Source organism: Sulfitobacter rhodophyticola (assembly GCF_041281685.2).
Taxonomy (GTDB): domain Bacteria; phylum Pseudomonadota; class Alphaproteobacteria; order Rhodobacterales; family Rhodobacteraceae; genus Sulfitobacter.
In genome coordinates this window covers 1,762,970-1,777,718 of record NZ_CP166251.2, presented here as the reverse complement: position 1 = coordinate 1,777,718, position 14,749 = coordinate 1,762,970, and the positions used below count along the sequence as shown (strand labels likewise).

Annotated in this window: 13 protein-coding genes; 10 read left to right on the top strand and 3 right to left on the bottom strand. The window is 60.4% G+C overall.

Features of this window, described 5'->3' with window-relative positions; translation table 11 throughout:
- Positions 1 to 10 precede the first annotated feature (10 nt).
- Positions 11 to 751: an aspartate/glutamate racemase family protein gene (locus AB4X18_RS09755; protein ID WP_370399899.1), complete on the bottom strand. Its 741-nt coding sequence runs from the start codon at positions 749 to 751 to the stop codon at positions 11 to 13.
- Positions 752 to 829: 78 nt separating this feature from the next.
- Here AB4X18_RS09755 and AB4X18_RS09750 point away from each other — a divergent pair, with 78 nt between their 5' ends.
- On the top strand, positions 830 to 1,165 hold the full coding sequence (locus tag AB4X18_RS09750) for an ArsR/SmtB family transcription factor (protein WP_370399898.1): 336 nt from the start codon (positions 830 to 832) through the stop codon (positions 1,163 to 1,165).
- 39 nt (positions 1,166 to 1,204) lie between these two features.
- On the opposite strand, the gene AB4X18_RS09745 is transcribed toward AB4X18_RS09750, so the two are convergent.
- Positions 1,205 to 2,095: a LysR substrate-binding domain-containing protein gene (locus AB4X18_RS09745; protein WP_432817344.1), complete on the bottom strand. Its 891-nt coding sequence runs from the start codon at positions 2,093 to 2,095 to the stop codon at positions 1,205 to 1,207.
- A 112-nt stretch (positions 2,096 to 2,207) separates the two neighbouring features.
- On the opposite strand from AB4X18_RS09745, the gene AB4X18_RS09740 reads away from it, so the two are divergent.
- The 9 genes from AB4X18_RS09740 to AB4X18_RS09700 all read left to right on the top strand — a co-directional run bounded on the left by AB4X18_RS09740 (position 2,208) and on the right by AB4X18_RS09700 (position 13,575).
- Positions 2,208 to 3,152, top strand: a complete 945-nt coding sequence (locus AB4X18_RS09740; protein WP_432817343.1) for a homocysteine S-methyltransferase family protein — start codon at positions 2,208 to 2,210, stop codon at positions 3,150 to 3,152.
- Positions 3,153 to 3,439: 287 nt separating this feature from the next.
- Entirely contained in the window at positions 3,440 to 4,903 is a 1,464-nt protein-coding gene (locus AB4X18_RS09735) for a PLP-dependent aminotransferase family protein (protein ID WP_370399893.1), read from the top strand.
- A gap of 116 nt (positions 4,904 to 5,019) precedes the next feature.
- Positions 5,020 to 6,801: a sulfoacetaldehyde acetyltransferase gene (gene xsc / locus AB4X18_RS09730; protein WP_370399892.1), complete on the top strand. Its 1,782-nt coding sequence runs from the start codon at positions 5,020 to 5,022 to the stop codon at positions 6,799 to 6,801.
- Between the two features lie 24 nt (positions 6,802 to 6,825).
- Positions 6,826 to 7,821 (top strand): phosphate acetyltransferase, encoded by a 996-nt coding sequence (pta, locus tag AB4X18_RS09725; RefSeq protein WP_432817342.1) that lies wholly within the window; start codon positions 6,826 to 6,828, stop codon positions 7,819 to 7,821.
- Entirely contained in the window at positions 7,814 to 8,578 is a 765-nt protein-coding gene (locus AB4X18_RS09720; RefSeq protein WP_370399891.1) for a TSUP family transporter, read from the top strand. The genes pta and AB4X18_RS09720 overlap by 8 nt, the downstream gene beginning before the upstream one ends.
- A gap of 26 nt (positions 8,579 to 8,604) precedes the next feature.
- A complete protein-coding gene (locus tag AB4X18_RS09715; protein WP_370399890.1) occupies positions 8,605 to 11,424 on the top strand; it encodes a molybdopterin oxidoreductase family protein in 2,820 nt (939 codons plus the stop codon).
- 74 nt (positions 11,425 to 11,498) lie between these two features.
- Positions 11,499 to 12,245 (top strand): 4Fe-4S dicluster domain-containing protein, encoded by a 747-nt coding sequence (locus AB4X18_RS09710; protein WP_370399889.1) that lies wholly within the window; start codon positions 11,499 to 11,501, stop codon positions 12,243 to 12,245.
- Complete coding sequence (locus AB4X18_RS09705; protein WP_370399888.1) at positions 12,245 to 13,117, top strand: dimethyl sulfoxide reductase anchor subunit family protein; 873 nt, start codon at positions 12,245 to 12,247, stop codon at positions 13,115 to 13,117. Before AB4X18_RS09710 ends, AB4X18_RS09705 begins: the two co-directional genes overlap by 1 nt.
- Positions 13,114 to 13,575 (top strand): GNAT family N-acetyltransferase, encoded by a 462-nt coding sequence (locus AB4X18_RS09700; RefSeq protein WP_370399887.1) that lies wholly within the window; start codon positions 13,114 to 13,116, stop codon positions 13,573 to 13,575. The genes AB4X18_RS09705 and AB4X18_RS09700 overlap by 4 nt, the downstream gene beginning before the upstream one ends.
- Here AB4X18_RS09700 and AB4X18_RS09695 read toward each other — a convergent pair.
- On the bottom strand, positions 13,572 to 14,741 hold the full coding sequence (locus tag AB4X18_RS09695; protein ID WP_370399886.1) for a M20 aminoacylase family protein: 1,170 nt from the start codon (positions 14,739 to 14,741) through the stop codon (positions 13,572 to 13,574). The genes AB4X18_RS09700 and AB4X18_RS09695 overlap by 4 nt on opposite strands.
- Positions 14,742 to 14,749: the final 8 nt, after the last annotated feature.

Genomic DNA, 14,749 nt, shown 5'->3' with positions numbered 1-14,749 from the left:
AGTTTGAATTTCAGCCTGGCCTTGTTGCGGCGGTCAGGATTGCTTTGACGTGGGCCGTCCCCGCATCCAGGAACGTCAAACCCTCAACCTCAAAGACCGGGTAATCTGCGAATTCGGGGAAAGCGCTCGCAAAGTCGGTGCAGGCAAGAATGATCGCGGCATCCGGCTTCGTGGCAGAAACGCGATGGCAGAATGCCAGCAAATCTGCGCGCCCTTCGGGTCCGCGGCCGGAATAAAAGAAAGTCTCCAGCAGCTTCGCGATCTCGTTGATATCGCCCTGAACAAGATCGTCTTGGCAGGCGATGCCAGCCGCGCGCAGGCCATCATGGAACCAGGTACTTTGCATTGTCACAGGTGTGCCAAGCATAATCGCCGACCCAAGGCCCTGATCATGCGCGGCCCCCGTCACAGCATCAAGGATATTCACGACCGGGATCGTCGCACCTGCGGTGATCTCGGCAAACCTTGCATGTGGCGTGACGCTCGCAATCGCCGCGACAGTGCACCCGGCATGTTCAGTCAGCGCCAGCGCGTCCCGAAAAATACGGTCAAACCCCGACCAGCTTCCAGGATCATCGGATTGGCCACGATGGGCAAGCGTTTCACGCATGTCGAGGGATTCGATACAAATGCGCGGTGATCCCCCCGGCAGATACGCCTGCGCGGATTTGCACAACCGTTCATAATACATCAGCGTTGCGGGCCAGCCGACGCCACCCACCAGCCCAATCTTTTCTATCGTCGTCGCCATATGCCAGGCCCAAAGGTTGAAGTCGCCTATCGACATCCTATCATGAATAGGGAAAGAACTATATAGGTTTGTAGCTATATGGCTGATCCATCCGAGCCCACGGCAGCCGCCCTTCGCGCGCTGTCCAACCCCAACCGGTTGACGATCCTGCGCTGGCTCAGGGATCCAACGGCTCACTTTCCGCCGCAAAGGGATGGTGATCTGGTTGAAGATGGCGTTTGCGTGGGATTCATCACCAAGAAGATCGGCCTGAGCCAGCCTGCGGTCAGTGAGCATATGCAGGTGTTGGCGGAAGCTGGATTCGTGAATTCGAAGAAGATCAGGAACTGGGTGTTCTACAAGCTCGATCAAAAAAAGGTCTCAACCTTTCTTGATGATCTGAAAGGGTCCCTCGTTGCGCCGCATGCCGACTAGATTTCCAAGGACATCGGTTCTTTTGCCGAACTGCGGCGTTCAATACACGTGCGCCTGCCCAATCAGCCAGGCGGTGAATGCCTGAAGATGCGGGTTCGGCTTTGGCGTTTCCTGCGACACGACGTAGACCCCCTGTGGCCGTTCAACCTCAACCGGACTAAGCCGGACCAGGCTTCCGGCCGCCACATCCGCGGCGGTCATTCTCAGATCCGCCAGTATCACGGCATGGCCGGAAAGGGCCGCGTCAAACATGAATGCCCGGCTGTCATATTCGGTGATGTGATCCGGATGCGTGATGTCTGATCCGGATGCCTCGGCCCAAGCCACCCAATCCGCACGCCACTGTCGGCCGCAAGCCAACGGCAACGCCAGAATATCCTCAGCCGGGAGCGGCAAAGAACACCCGTCAACCAATTGGGGTGCACAGACCGGGCTGACAGTATCGTTACAAACCAATTCGGCATTCATCCCGTCCCATTCTCCCGCGCCATAACGTACAGCAGCATCAAATCCGGATTTCGCCAGATCCACGTAGTCGAATGACAGCGATGGCCTGACCTCAATACCGGGATGCTGCTTGTGGAATTCGGGCAAGCGCGGCAAAAGCCAGCGATTGCCAAAGAAGGGCGCAATCGTAATCCTGAGCATCGCCGTCAGATCAGCAGGGCGAACCTGCGCAACGGCATATTCAATGGCATCCAGCGCCTTTTCCAGATGTTCGAACAGGCGCCGGCCGTCATCGGTCAGTTCGATCTTGCGGGTCTTGCGCCGAAAAAGATCCGTATTGAGCGCAAGCTCCAGCGCTTTGACCTGATGGCCGACGGCGGCGGGTGTCACACATAATTCGTCAGCACCCATCTTGATGCTCTGATGCCGCGCCGCTGCCTCGAACGCGCGCAATTGGTTCAGCGATGGCAGGCGTCTGGTCATTTTCGATGCCCTAGAAAATTTCAGCCATAGGCGAATTTTTGATCGTTTGTCAGATAGGGCCGGGAAAACCTACGCTTCGTTCACGGATCAATCTTCGCGAAAGGAGTATATCATGGCTCGGACCTCACCACGACTGCCGCATCAGACGGATGACATTTTCCTGACGGATGGCGGGACGGAAACCTGGCTTATGTACAAGCGCGGGTTCGAACTTCCCCATTTCAGCGCGTTTCATCTTTTGAATGACGAACCATCCGCTGCGGCGCTGCAAGAATACTACACCGCCTTCGCGCGGATTGCCGTGGATCTTGGAACGCCCTTCATCTTCGACAGCCTGACCTACCGCGCCAGCAGGGACTGGGGCGCATTGCTTGGGTATTCTCCCCAGGACCTTGCAGAAATGAACCGCAGGTGTTTTGACCTTTACCGCACATGTGCTCAGGCTGCGGGATTGACGGATGAAAACACCGTGATCAGTGGCTGTATCGGACCAAAGGGCGATGCTTATGAAACCAATGATGACATCACCGCACAAAGCGCCGAAGACTATCATCGCGAACAGATCGACACGTTCGCAGATGCGGGTGCCGATATCGTCACCGCGCTGACGCTGAATTCAACCCAGGAGGCGATCGGCATCGCCAAGGCGGCGGACCGGGTTGGCATTCCATCCGTCATCGCATTCACGCTTGAAAAGAACCGCAAACTTCAAAGCGGCGAAACCCTGAAACAGGCAATTGAGACGGTTGATGCAGCAACTGACAGCGCGCCGGCCTATTACATGATCAATTGTTCACACCCCGTCGATTTCGGCCCTGCCCTTGATGCGGCTCCTTGGTCGGATCGGATCCGGGGATTACGGGCCAATGCGTCCACCCTCGATCATGGCACCCTGTGCAAACTGGGTCATCTGGAAGAAGGCAACCCGGATGAATTGGCGGATCAGTACGTCGAACTCCGGACCGCACACCCGAGGATGAACGTGTTTGGCGGTTGTTGCGGCACGGATCATGTTCACGTGGAGAAGATCGGACGCGCGCTGCTGGCTGCGGCATGACCAAAGACGGATACCGGAGGTTGCGGATGAATGTTCAGCAAAGAGCCGGAACCAGTCTAGATACATGTATTTGCTATCTATTTTCGATACTGCGAATTGCCGGTTTTCAGTTCGACGGGTTTCATGCCGACATAGAACCCGTCGAATTTTTCAATTATTGATACCAGATGTCTCAATTTCTTTTACAAGTGCATCACATTGTTGTATCATTAGACGAGCGTAAACCTCCATTTCGCCTCTCGATAAATCCAGTTTGAACCAGCCCTAAGTCCAGTGTAGAATGTGACATGGCCCTTCCCGTCGAAACATTCTTCCTGCACCCGGAGGCGCAGGGCACGCTACAGCAACAGATCCAGCAGATGATTGCGCAAGGGATCCTGTCGGGCCGCTTTCAACGCGGGGAAAAGTTGCCGTCGACGCGGAAACTGGCGCTTCATCTTGGGGTAAGCCGGATCACTGTAACGATCGCCTACACCGAATTGCTGGCCAATGACTACCTCGTTTCCAAGGGTCGCTCAGGCTACTACGTGTCCGAAAACGCCCCCTCTCCACCCAGCTTTTCTCCGCCCCGCGAAGAACACGATGCCGTTGACTGGAACCGCGCCATCGGCCAGCGGTTCAGCGGTGGCGCGGCTTTCACCAAACCCCATGACTGGGCGCGGTTCCGCTATCCATTCATCTACGGGCAGGCCGATCCGTCGCTGTTTGATCATGCCAACTGGCGGCTCTGCGCGCTTCAGGCACTGGGGCAGCGGGACTTTGCGGCGCTGACCACTGACTATTTCGATCAGGACGATCCGCAGCTGGTTGAATTCATTGCCCGGCACACCCTGCCGCGACGCGGGATTTCTGCCCGGCCGGAACAAATCCTGATCACGCTGGGCGCACAAAACGCGCTGTGGCTGACGACACAGGTGTTGCTGACCCAGCGGCGCAGCGCCGCGCTTGAAGATCCCTGTTATCCTGCATTGCGGGACATCCTGTCACAATCCAGATGCCATGTCGCGCCCGTACGCGTTGACGCGGACGGATTGCCACCCGAAGCGATTCCGCCCGGTACAGATGTTGTGTTCACCACGCCCAGCCATCAATGCCCCACAAACGCCACCATGCCCATGGATCGCCGCCGCGCCTTGCTGGACCGCGCGCGTGAAATGGACATGTTGATCGTCGAGGATGATTATGAGTTCGAGATGTCGTTTCTCAAACCCCCCTCACCGGCGCTCAAGTCTCTCGATACCGAAGGGCGCGTGATCTACGTCGGCAGCTTCTCCAAGTCGCTTTTCCCGGGGCTGAGACTTGGATATCTCGTTGGCTCAGAACCCTTCATCCGGGAGGCCCGCGCCCTGCGTGCTTCCGTGCTGCGTCATCCGCCCGGTCACATTCAGCGCACCGCCGCCTACTTTCTGTCTTTGGGCCACTATGATGCGCTGATCCGGCGTATGGGATCAGCCCTGCAGGACCGTCGCGAGGTCATGGAAGCGGCACTGGCGAAGCATGACCTGACCGTTTCGGGGCGCGGCTATTTCGGCGGTTCTTCGTTCTGGATGCGTGCACCCACAAACGTGAACACGGACGAGCTGGCAAAAAGGCTGCAGGCGCGCAGTGTTCTGATTGAACCGGGCCGCCCGTTCTTTGCCCGTGACGCTCAAGCGGCGAACTACTACCGCCTTGCCTACTCCTCCATCCCCACAAGTCGCATTGCCGACGGGGTCGGGCTGCTGGCAGAAGAAATCGCCTTGAGCAAATGACTGGTCTTAATTGGTTTTGATTTTTGGCCCTAACGCCACCGGGAGCGACAGCCTAGGTTGCACCTCAAGGTACGATAGATTCGCAAACCACTCCCCTATTCCAAGGAAGCTCCGCTATGAAAATGACGACCGAAGAGGCCTTTGTAAAAGTTCTCCAGATGCATGGCATCGACAATGCTTTTGGCATTATCGGTTCGGCAATGATGCCGATCTCCGATCTGTTTCCCGCGGCGGGGATCAAGTTCTGGGATTGCGCGCATGAGACCTCCGGCGGCATGATCGCTGATGGCTACACCCGCGCGTCGGGCAAGATGTCGATGGCGATTGCCCAGAACGGCCCCGGCATCACCAACTTCGTGACGCCAATCAAGACCGCCTACTGGAACCACACACCCCTGTTGCTGGTCACACCACAGGCGGCGAACAAGACCATCGGTCAGGGTGGTTTTCAGGAGATCGAACAGATGAAACTGTTCGAAGACATGGTCTGCTATCAGGAAGAGGTGCGCGATCCTTCCCGCATGGCCGAAGTGCTGAACCGGGTGATCGAGAAAGCATGGCGTGGCTCTGCGCCCGCGCAAATCAACATCCCGCGTGATTACTGGACGCAGGTGATCGACATCGAGCTGCCCCAGATCATCCGTCTGGAACGCCCGCAGGGTGGCGAGCAGGCCGTGAAGGACGCCGCCAAGCTGCTGTCCGAGGCGGAATTCCCGGTTATCCTAAACGGTGCCGGTGTGGTGCTGTCCGGTGCCATCGACGCCTCCGCCAAGCTGGCCGAAGCGCTGGATGCGCCTGTCGCGTGCAACTACCAGCACAACGACGCTTTCCCCGGCTCCCACCCGCTGGCAATCGGTCCGCTGGGCTACAACGGCTCCAAGGCGGCGATGGAGATCATTCAGAAAGCTGATGTCGTACTTGCGCTCGGCAACCGTCTGAACCCCTTCTCCACTCTCCCCGGCTATGGCATCAACTACTGGCCACAGGATGCCAAGATCATCCAGGTGGACATCAACTCCGACCGGATTGGCCTAACCAAGAAAGTTGACGTGGCCATTCAGGGCGACGCCAAGCGGGTGGCAGAACAGCTGCTGGAAAACCTCTCTGCCGGGGCCGGCGACAAGGGCCGCAAGGAGCGGACCGATCTGGTCGCCCTGACCAAATCCCGCTGGGCGCAGGAATTGTCTTCGATGGATCACGAGGATGACGAAGACGAAGGCATCGACTGGAACGAGCGGGCGCGCAAAGCCAAGCCCGATCACATGTCCCCCCGTCAGGCATGGCGCGCGATCATGTCCGCGCTTCCCAAAGATGCGATCATCTCCTCCGACATCGGCAACAACTGTGCCATCGGCAACGCCTATCCGTCCTTCGACAAGGGCCGCAAATACCTCGCGCCGGGTCTTTTTGGGCCTTGTGGGTACGGCCTGCCCGCGATCCTGGGTGCCAAGATCGGCTGCCCGGACGTGCCCGTGGTTGGTTTTGCCGGCGACGGTGCCTTCGGCATTTCGATGAACGAGATGACAGCCTGCGGGCGCGGCGACTGGCCTGCGATCACCATGGTGATCTTCCGCAACTACCAATGGGGCGCGGAAAAGCGAAACACCACGCTGTGGTTCGAAGACAACTTCGTCGGCACGGAACTGAACGAAGGGGTGAACTACGCCGAAATCGCCAAAGGCTGCGGCCTGAAGGGCGTGCAGGTCACAGGCATGGAGCAACTTACCGAAGCGCTCAATACGGCGGTGAAGGAGCAGATGAAGGATGGTGTGACCACCTTCATTGAGGTTGTGCTCAACCAGGAACTGGGCGAGCCTTTCCGTCGTGATGCGATGAAAAAGCCGGTCTCCGTTGCGGGTATCAACCGGGACGACATGCGCGAACAGGCGACCGCCTAAGACCACGAGGGAGCAGGCCAGTCCATGCTGCAAGAGTTACGCACCCGCGCAGCGGCCCGGCCTGCCCATATCGTCATGAGCGAAGGCCACGATCCCCGGATCGTGGCCGGCGCCGTTGCAGCGGTACGCGCCGGGATTGCGCGCGTCACCCTGATCGGCAAGGCCGCTGACGTCCAGGCACAACTGGCGGATGCCGGTGCCGCAGACATGTCAGAGATCCGCATCGAAGACCCGGCAACATCTGCCTTGACGGCAGACCTGTCAGACGCGCTGCACCAACATCGCAAGCACAAGGGAATGAGCGCCGAGGGGGCCGCAAGCGCAGTGCAGAACCCGCTTGTTTTCGCCGCGATGATGGTCCGGCAGGGGCTGGCCGACGGGACCGTCGGTGGTGCCGTTCATACCACGTCCGACACCGTGCGCGCAGCCTTGCAAGTCATCGGCAAAGCCAAGGATGCCCCCCTTGTTTCCAGTTTCTTCCTGATGGCCCTGCCGCAAGACCACCCCTCGGGCCGTTCGGCGATGATCTTTGCGGATTGCGGGTTGGTCATTGATCCCGATGCCGAAGAACTGGCCGCCATCGCCGTTGAATCCGCACGCTCCTGCGCGCAACTGCTGAGCGAAAAACCAAAGGTTGCGCTCTTGTCCTTTTCCACCAAGGGCAGCGCGAAACACCCCTCAGTCACGAAGGTGACGGATGCCGTCGCATTGCTCAAAACCAATCATCCCGATCTTGATGCGGACGGAGAGCTGCAGTTCGACGCGGCATTCGTGCCCTCTGTTGCGGCTTCAAAGGCCCCCGGATCACCTTTGGCGGGCCAGGCCAACGTCATGGTCTTCCCCAATCTCGACGCGGGCAACATCGGCTACAAGATCGCCCAACGTATCGGCGGTTGCGATGCCATTGGCCCGATCCTGCAAGGCTTGGCCAAGCCCGCCAATGACCTGTCGCGGGGCTGCACCGCAGAGGACGTGACCAACATGATCGCCGTTACCGCCCTTCAGGCCGGAGATGACTGAGCTATGGCAGGCCCTTGCATTCACCCCGACACAGGCAGCGACACTTGCGCTGGTGATCTTCTGCGCGGCGGTCGTGCGCGGGTTCGCGGGGTTTGCCCAATCGGCACTGGTGATCGCGACGGCAGCAACAATCGTCCCTCCGGTCCAGCTGATCCCGATGCTCTGGTTTCAGGAAATGGCAGCCAGCCTGTTGATGGCACGCGGTGGCTGGCGGGACGCCGATCGCGGGACCACCGCCTTGCTGGTGGCGGGCAACTGGGTCGGCTGGCCGGTGGGCCTTGCCCTGACCACCACCCTCCCTACAGAAGCCTCCAGCCTGACCGCCCTTCTGATTATCCTCGCGCTGGCCGCGCTGCAACTGGTGCGGCTGCGCATTCCCGGCTTAGAAACCCGCACGGGCACGGTTGCATCGGGCTTTGTCGCGGGCGTGGTGTCCGGCCTTGCGCATGTCGGCGGCATGGTTGTGGCGCTCTACGTGCTCAGCCAGGACCGCGCGGCCCGTTCCATGCGCGGTACGCTGGTGCTCTATCTTTTCGTCGGGGCACTTGGATCACTGATTTATCTCGCAGTCTTCGGCCTAATGACGCAAGCTGCATTGATGCGCGGGCTGCTTTTTGTCCCTATCACCCTGATTGGCGTCTGGCTGGGTACCCGGCTTTTCAGCCCGCGATGGGAACCCTATTACAGGCCGTTCTGCCTGTGTCTGCTGATGGGTCTGGCCGCTTTTGGCCTCTCGCGCATGGCACTGGCGGGATGACCTGCCCGAACGGAGGAATGTAACGAATGGCCGCACCGCAACCTGAACTTGATCTCAGCCCCAAAGTATCAGACGAGGTCCGCAAGACCACCTGTTACATGTGCGCCTGCCGGTGCGGGATCAACGTCCACATAAAGGACGGCAAGGTCGCCTATATCGAAGGCAACCGCTACCATCCGGTCAATCAGGGCGTCCTTTGCGCCAAAGGCAGCGCGGGCGTCATGCAGCACAACGCCCCATCCCGACTGCGCAGCCCCTTGAAGCGCGTCGGTCCGCGCGGATCGGGGGAGTTTGAAGAGATCAGCTGGGACGAAGCCTACCAGATCGCCGCCGACTGGCTGCAACCGATCCGGCAGGAAAACCCTGAAAAGCTGGCGTTCTTCACAGGCCGTGATCAGTCGCAGTCCTTCACCTCCCTCTGGGCGCAGGCCTTTGGCACACCGAATTACGCGGCACACGGCGGCTTCTGCTCGGTCAACATGGCCGCCGCTGGCATCTACACGATGGGCGGCGCGTTCTGGGAATTTGGGCAACCCGATTGGGACCACACCAAGCTTTTCATGCTCTTCGGCGTGGCCGAAGATCACGACAGCAATCCGATCAAGATGGGGATCGGCAAGATCAAGGCGCGCGGCGCGCGGGTTATTGGCGTGAACCCCATCCGCACCGGTTACAATGCCGTCGCCGATGATTGGGTCGGCATCACCCCCGGCACCGATGGTCTGTTCATCCTGTCGATGATCCATTGCCTGATGAAGGCGGGCAAGATGGACCTGACCTACCTCGCGCAATACACAGACGCGCCTGTGCTGGTGAACGGGGATGAGAAATCACCGGAATTCGGTCTCTACCTGCGTGACGAAGACGGCAAGCAACTGGTCATCGACCGCAACACCGGCAAGCTGACACCCTTCGACAAACCCGGTGTGAAGCCCGATCTCGCAGCCAGCCACCGCGCCAAGGGTGTCACGCACCGGCCCGTGTTCCACAAGATGGCAGAGATGTATCTGAGCGAGGAATACGCCCCCGAAGCCGTCGCCGAGCGTTGCGGCATCCCGGCGGGCCGCATCCGCGCCATCGCTGCCGAACTGGCGCGCGTGGCCTTTGACGAAGCGTTCGAGTTGGACCACGCATGGACCGATTTCCGCGGCGAAAAGCACGACAAGATGATCGGCCGCCCGGTCTCCTTCCACGCCATGCGCGGGATTTCGGCACACGCCAACGGCTTCCAGACCTGCCGCGCGCTGCACACGCTCCAGATCATCCTCGGCAGCGTCGAGGTTCCCGGCGGCTTCCGTTTCAAACCACCCTACCCCAAACCCGCCACCGCACACCCCAAGCCCCACGTCGGCATGACCCCCGGTGGCCCGCTGAACGGCCCGCACCTGGGTTTCGTGCACGGCCCCGAAGATCTGGCGCTGAAAGAAGACGGCACCCCCGCGCGCATCGACAAGGCGTTCACCTGGGAAAACCCGATGTCATCGCACGGCCTCATGCACATGGTGATCTCGAATGCCCACGCGGGCGACCCTTACAAGATCGACACGCTATTCATGTACATGGCGAACATGTCGTGGAATTCCTCGATGAACACCGGCGGCGTGATGGAGATGCTGACCGACACGGATGAGAACGGCGATTACGTGATCCCGCATATCATCTACTCAGACGCCTATAGCTCCGAAATGGTCGCCTACTCCGACCTGATCCTGCCCGATACCACGTACCTTGAACGCCACGATTGCATCTCGCTCTTGGACCGCCCGATCTGTGAAGCGGACGCTGCCGCCGACGCGATCCGCTGGCCGGTGGTGGAACCTGACCGCAACGTCAAAGGCTTCCAATCCGCGCTCTGCGATCTGGGTGCGAAACTGGGCCTGCCGGGTTTCGTCAACGACGACGGCAGCCAGAAATACGCCGACTACGCCGATTACATCACCAACCACCAGCGCCGTCCGGGCATCGGCCCCCTCGCAGGTTGGCGTATGGGCGAAAACGGTCTGCAACACGGGCGCGGTGACGCGAACGAAGGGCAGCTGCAAAGCTACATCAACAACGGCGGCTTCTTTGTCGAACACATCCCCGACGGTGCCAACTACTACAAACCGTGGAACCGCGCGTATCAGGAATGGGCCGTCGGCATGGGCCTCTATGACAGCCCGCAACCTTACCTCTTTACCCTCTACGTTGAGCCCATGCGCAAGTTCCAGCTTGCCGCCGAAGGCCACGGTGACCGCCAGCCACCTGACCACCTGCGCGCGCGGATCAAGGACACGATGTCGCCGCTGCCAATCTGGTACGAGACCGATCAGCAGGGCAACGACGGCTACACCGTCAACGCGCTGACCCAGCGGCCCATGGCGATGTACCACTCGTGGGGCAGCCAAAACGCCTGGCTGCGCCAGTTGCACGGCCACAACCCGCTCTACCTGCCGACCAAGCTGATGCGCGAACATGACCTCAGCGATGGCGACTGGGCGCGGGTCTCCTCCCCACACGGCGAAATCACTGTGCCCGTTATGGAAATGGCCGCGCTCAACGACAACACCGTCTGGACATGGAACGCCATCGGCAAACGCAAGGGCGCATGGGCGCTGGACAAGGACGCGCCCGAAGCCACCAAAGGGTTCCTTTTGAACCACCTGATCCACGAACTCATGCCGCCCAAAGGCGACGGGATGCGCTGGGCCAACTCCGATCCCGTCACCGGACAAGCCGCATGGTTCGACCTCAAGGTCAAAATCGAAAAGACCAGCGCGCCTGCGGAATCCCAACCCGCCTATCCGCCCATCAAGGCGCCCGTCGACACCGGCCCCAAGAACATCGCATGGAAGGTGGGCAAATGACCCCCATCTTTTCTCTGAAAATATCCCGGGGTCTGGGGCAGAGCCCCAGCCAACAACAGTAAGGAGCGCGACGCATGACGACTCTCCCACAACAGACCGACAAGAAACTCGGCCTCGTCATCGACCTCGATACCTGCGTCGGCTGCCATGCCTGCGTGATCTCCTGCAAAGGCTGGAACACCGAAAACTACGGCGCGCCGCTGTCAGACCAGGACGCCTATGGCGCCAACCCCTCGGGCACCTTCCTTAACCGCGTACACAGCTACGAGGTGCAGCCAGACCAAGGTCCCGCGCAACTCATCCATTTCCCCAAGTCCTGTCTGCATTGCGAAGACGCGCCTTGCGTCACCGTCTGTCCCACCGGGGCCAGCTACAAACGGGTCGAAGACGGCATCGTGCTGGTGAACGAAAGCGACTGCATCGGTTGCGGGTTGTGTGCCTGGGCCTGCCCCTACGGCGCGCGCGAGATGGACGCCGAAGAAAAGGTGATGAAGAAATGCACCCTCTGCGTGGACCGCATCTATAACGAAAACCTGCCGGAGGTGGACCGCGAACCTGCTTGCGTGCGGACCTGTCCGGCGGGGGCACGGCATTTCGGCGACCTCGGTGATCCCGACAGCGATGTCAGTCAGCTGGTGGCTGAACGTGGCGGCGTGGATCTGATGCCGGAACAGGGCACCAGGCCCGTGAACAAATACCTGCCACCGCGTCCCAAGGACGCGCTGCCGGAATTCGACGTGCTGGCCCCCTATCTCGAACCCGTGGTGGCAGAGCCGAAAGGCTTCATCGGCTGGCTCGACAAAGCGCTGGAGAAACTCTGATGCATCCCGCCCCCTCCGTCATCATCTTCACCACCTTCAGCGGTCTGGGCTTTGGCCTGATGTTCTGGCTCGGCCTCGGATTTCCGACGGTAACGGGCTGGTCCGCATTTGCATTCTTCGCAATCGCCTACACCATGGCCGTCGGTGGGCTGATCGCCTCCACCTTCCACCTCGGCCATCCGGAACGGGCGCTCAAGGCGTTCACACAATGGCGCTCAAGCTGGCTCAGCCGGGAGGCATGGTGTGCTGTTTTCGCGCTGGTTCTCATGGGCCTTTACGGCGCCGGGCTGGTGTTTCTGGACGCGCGGTGGGGCCTGCTGGGTTTGCTTGGCGCGCTCTTCAGCATGGCGACGGTGTTCACCACCTCAATGATATACACCCAGCTGAAGACGATCCCGCGCTGGAACATGCCGTTGACTCCTGCAAATTTCCTGTCGCTCAGCCTTGCGGGCGGCGCGCTGCTGGCCGGGCAGATCGGCACCGCGGTGATCCTGCTGCTGGCCGCTGGCGTGATCCAGTTCTTCACGTGGAAGATCGGTGACCAGCGGCTTGAGCAAAGCGGCACGGACCTGGCCAGCGCGACCCAATTGGGTGACATCGGCACCGTCCGCGCGTTTGAGCCCCCGCACACCGGCACCAACTACCTGTTGCGCGAATTCGTGCATGTCGTGGGTCGCAAGCACGCCGACAAGCTGCGCATGATTGCGCTTGGCCTGATGACCGCGCTGCCGGTGATCTTGCTGGTGCTACCCTTCAATCACTGGATTGCGGGCATCGCGGTGATTGCCCATATCGCGGGCGTGATCTGCACCCGCTGGCTGTTCTTCGCGCAGGCCGAACATGTCGTGGGTCTGTACTACGGCAAGCGATGACAGCCGTTACCATCCGTCCGGCGCGGGCCGCAGATGCGGGGGCGCTGACGGCGCTCAGCATGGCCTCGAAGCAATCGGCGGGTGACTATGACGCGGCTTTCATGGCGGCCTGTGCGGATGAACTTCTGGTCACGCCGGCGATATTGGCCGCGCATGCGACATGGGTGGCCGAAACCGATCACCCGGTCGGATGCGTGCGGCTGCAGATCCAAGGCACCAAAGCGGAAGTACACGCATTCTTCGTCGACCCCACCTGCAAGCGGCAGGGCATCGGGCGCACCCTTTGGGATGTCACGCACAAGGCCGCGCGCGCAGCGGGGGTGACCCGGATAGACCTTGATGCCGACCCGACAGCGGTTCCGTTCTATGAAGCGATGGGGTTTGCCGTCACCGGACAAAGCCCTTCAGGGTCGATCCCCGGACGGTTTCTGCCCAGACTGTCGCTGGCGCTGACCTAGCCCTCCAGCGGCAGCCGCCGTTCGACAACCCGCGCCATCACCGATGCCCCGATCGGAAGCACCGATGGATCAAGCATGAATTCAGGGTTGTGCAGCGGCATCGTCCCCGCATGCCCCACCGTGCAATAGGCCCCGGGGATCACCCGCAGCATGTCGGCAAAATCCTCCGATCCCGTGACCGGTGCGGCATTGGGCTCGGTATTCTCGACGCCTACGATATCCCCTGCTGCCTGCATGTAGACGTCTGACAATTCATCATCGTTGATCAGCACGTCGAAGACATTCCGCAGGTCGAGCGAGATATCAACCCCATGCATCACCGCCATCCCATCGCAGATGGCCTGTATCCGTTCGGCCGCCAGCCTGTACATCTCATCGCTGAAATAGCGAATGGTGCCCGCCAGATGAGACGTTTCGGGCACAACGTTATAGGCCGCACCTGCATGGATTTGCGTGACCGAGATGACCACCACATCGTGCGCGGGGACATTCCGGCTCAGGATCGTCTGCAATTCGCTTGCAAGCGATGCCGCGATGATCAGCGCGTCCTTGCTGTCGGACGGGCGTGCGGCATGGCTGCCACGTCCCCGCACGTGAATATCGAAGAACGCCGCACCGGCCATGGCCTCTCCCTTGCAGATGGCGACGGTGCCGGGTTTGCCGTTGGGCGTATTGTGCATCCCGAAAATCTCGTCACAGGGGAATTGCTGGAACAACCCGTCCGCCAGCATCTGCCGCGCACCGCCAAGCCCTTCTTCGGCGGGCTGGAAAACGATCACCGCAGTGCCGTCAAAATCGCGGGTGGCCGCAAGGTGCTTGGCTGCCCCCAGCAGCATGGTGGTGTGGCTGTCATGCCCACAGGCATGCATGACGCCCGGATTGGTGGACGCATAGTCAAGCCCGGTTGTTTCGTGGATCGGCAGCGCGTCCATGTCGGCGCGCAGGCCAACGCGCCGGTTGCCTTGCCCCTTGCCCTTGATCAGGGCGACGACGCCGGTCTTGCCCAGCCCGGTATGCACTTCATCCACGCCATATTCGCGCAGCTTGTCGGCGACAATCGCGCTGGTACGGGTCTCGGTGAAACCGATCTCGGGATGGGCGTGCAGGTCGCGGAAAATCGCTTCCAGCTCATCTTTGCTTTCAGCGATGGTGGGCAGGATATTCATGTGACGGC

Bases quoted from the DNA above. Each gene is read 5' to 3' on its own strand.
- AB4X18_RS09710 (WP_370399889.1), top strand. From the start codon at position 11,499: ATGACGACTCTCCCACAACAGACCGACAAGAAACTCGGCCTCGTCATC.
- AB4X18_RS09745 (WP_432817344.1), bottom strand. From the start codon at position 2,095: ATGACCAGACGCCTGCCATCGCTGAACCAATTGCGCGCGTTCGAGGCA.
- AB4X18_RS09755 (WP_370399899.1), bottom strand. From the start codon at position 751: ATGGCGACGACGATAGAAAAGATTGGGCTGGTGGGTGGCGTCGGCTGG.
- AB4X18_RS09695 (WP_370399886.1), bottom strand. From the start codon at position 14,741: ATGAATATCCTGCCCACCATCGCTGAAAGCAAAGATGAGCTGGAAGCG.
- AB4X18_RS09720 (WP_370399891.1), top strand. From the start codon at position 7,814: ATGACTGAGCTATGGCAGGCCCTTGCATTCACCCCGACACAGGCAGCG.
- AB4X18_RS09715 (WP_370399890.1), top strand. From the start codon at position 8,605: ATGGCCGCACCGCAACCTGAACTTGATCTCAGCCCCAAAGTATCAGAC.
- AB4X18_RS09735 (WP_370399893.1), top strand. From the start codon at position 3,440: ATGGCCCTTCCCGTCGAAACATTCTTCCTGCACCCGGAGGCGCAGGGC.
- AB4X18_RS09740 (WP_432817343.1), top strand. From the start codon at position 2,208: ATGGCTCGGACCTCACCACGACTGCCGCATCAGACGGATGACATTTTC.
- AB4X18_RS09750 (WP_370399898.1), top strand. From the start codon at position 830: ATGGCTGATCCATCCGAGCCCACGGCAGCCGCCCTTCGCGCGCTGTCC.
- xsc (WP_370399892.1), top strand. From the start codon at position 5,020: ATGAAAATGACGACCGAAGAGGCCTTTGTAAAAGTTCTCCAGATGCAT.
- pta (WP_432817342.1), top strand. From the start codon at position 6,826: ATGCTGCAAGAGTTACGCACCCGCGCAGCGGCCCGGCCTGCCCATATC.
- AB4X18_RS09700 (WP_370399887.1), top strand. From the start codon at position 13,114: ATGACAGCCGTTACCATCCGTCCGGCGCGGGCCGCAGATGCGGGGGCG.
- AB4X18_RS09705 (WP_370399888.1), top strand. From the start codon at position 12,245: ATGCATCCCGCCCCCTCCGTCATCATCTTCACCACCTTCAGCGGTCTG.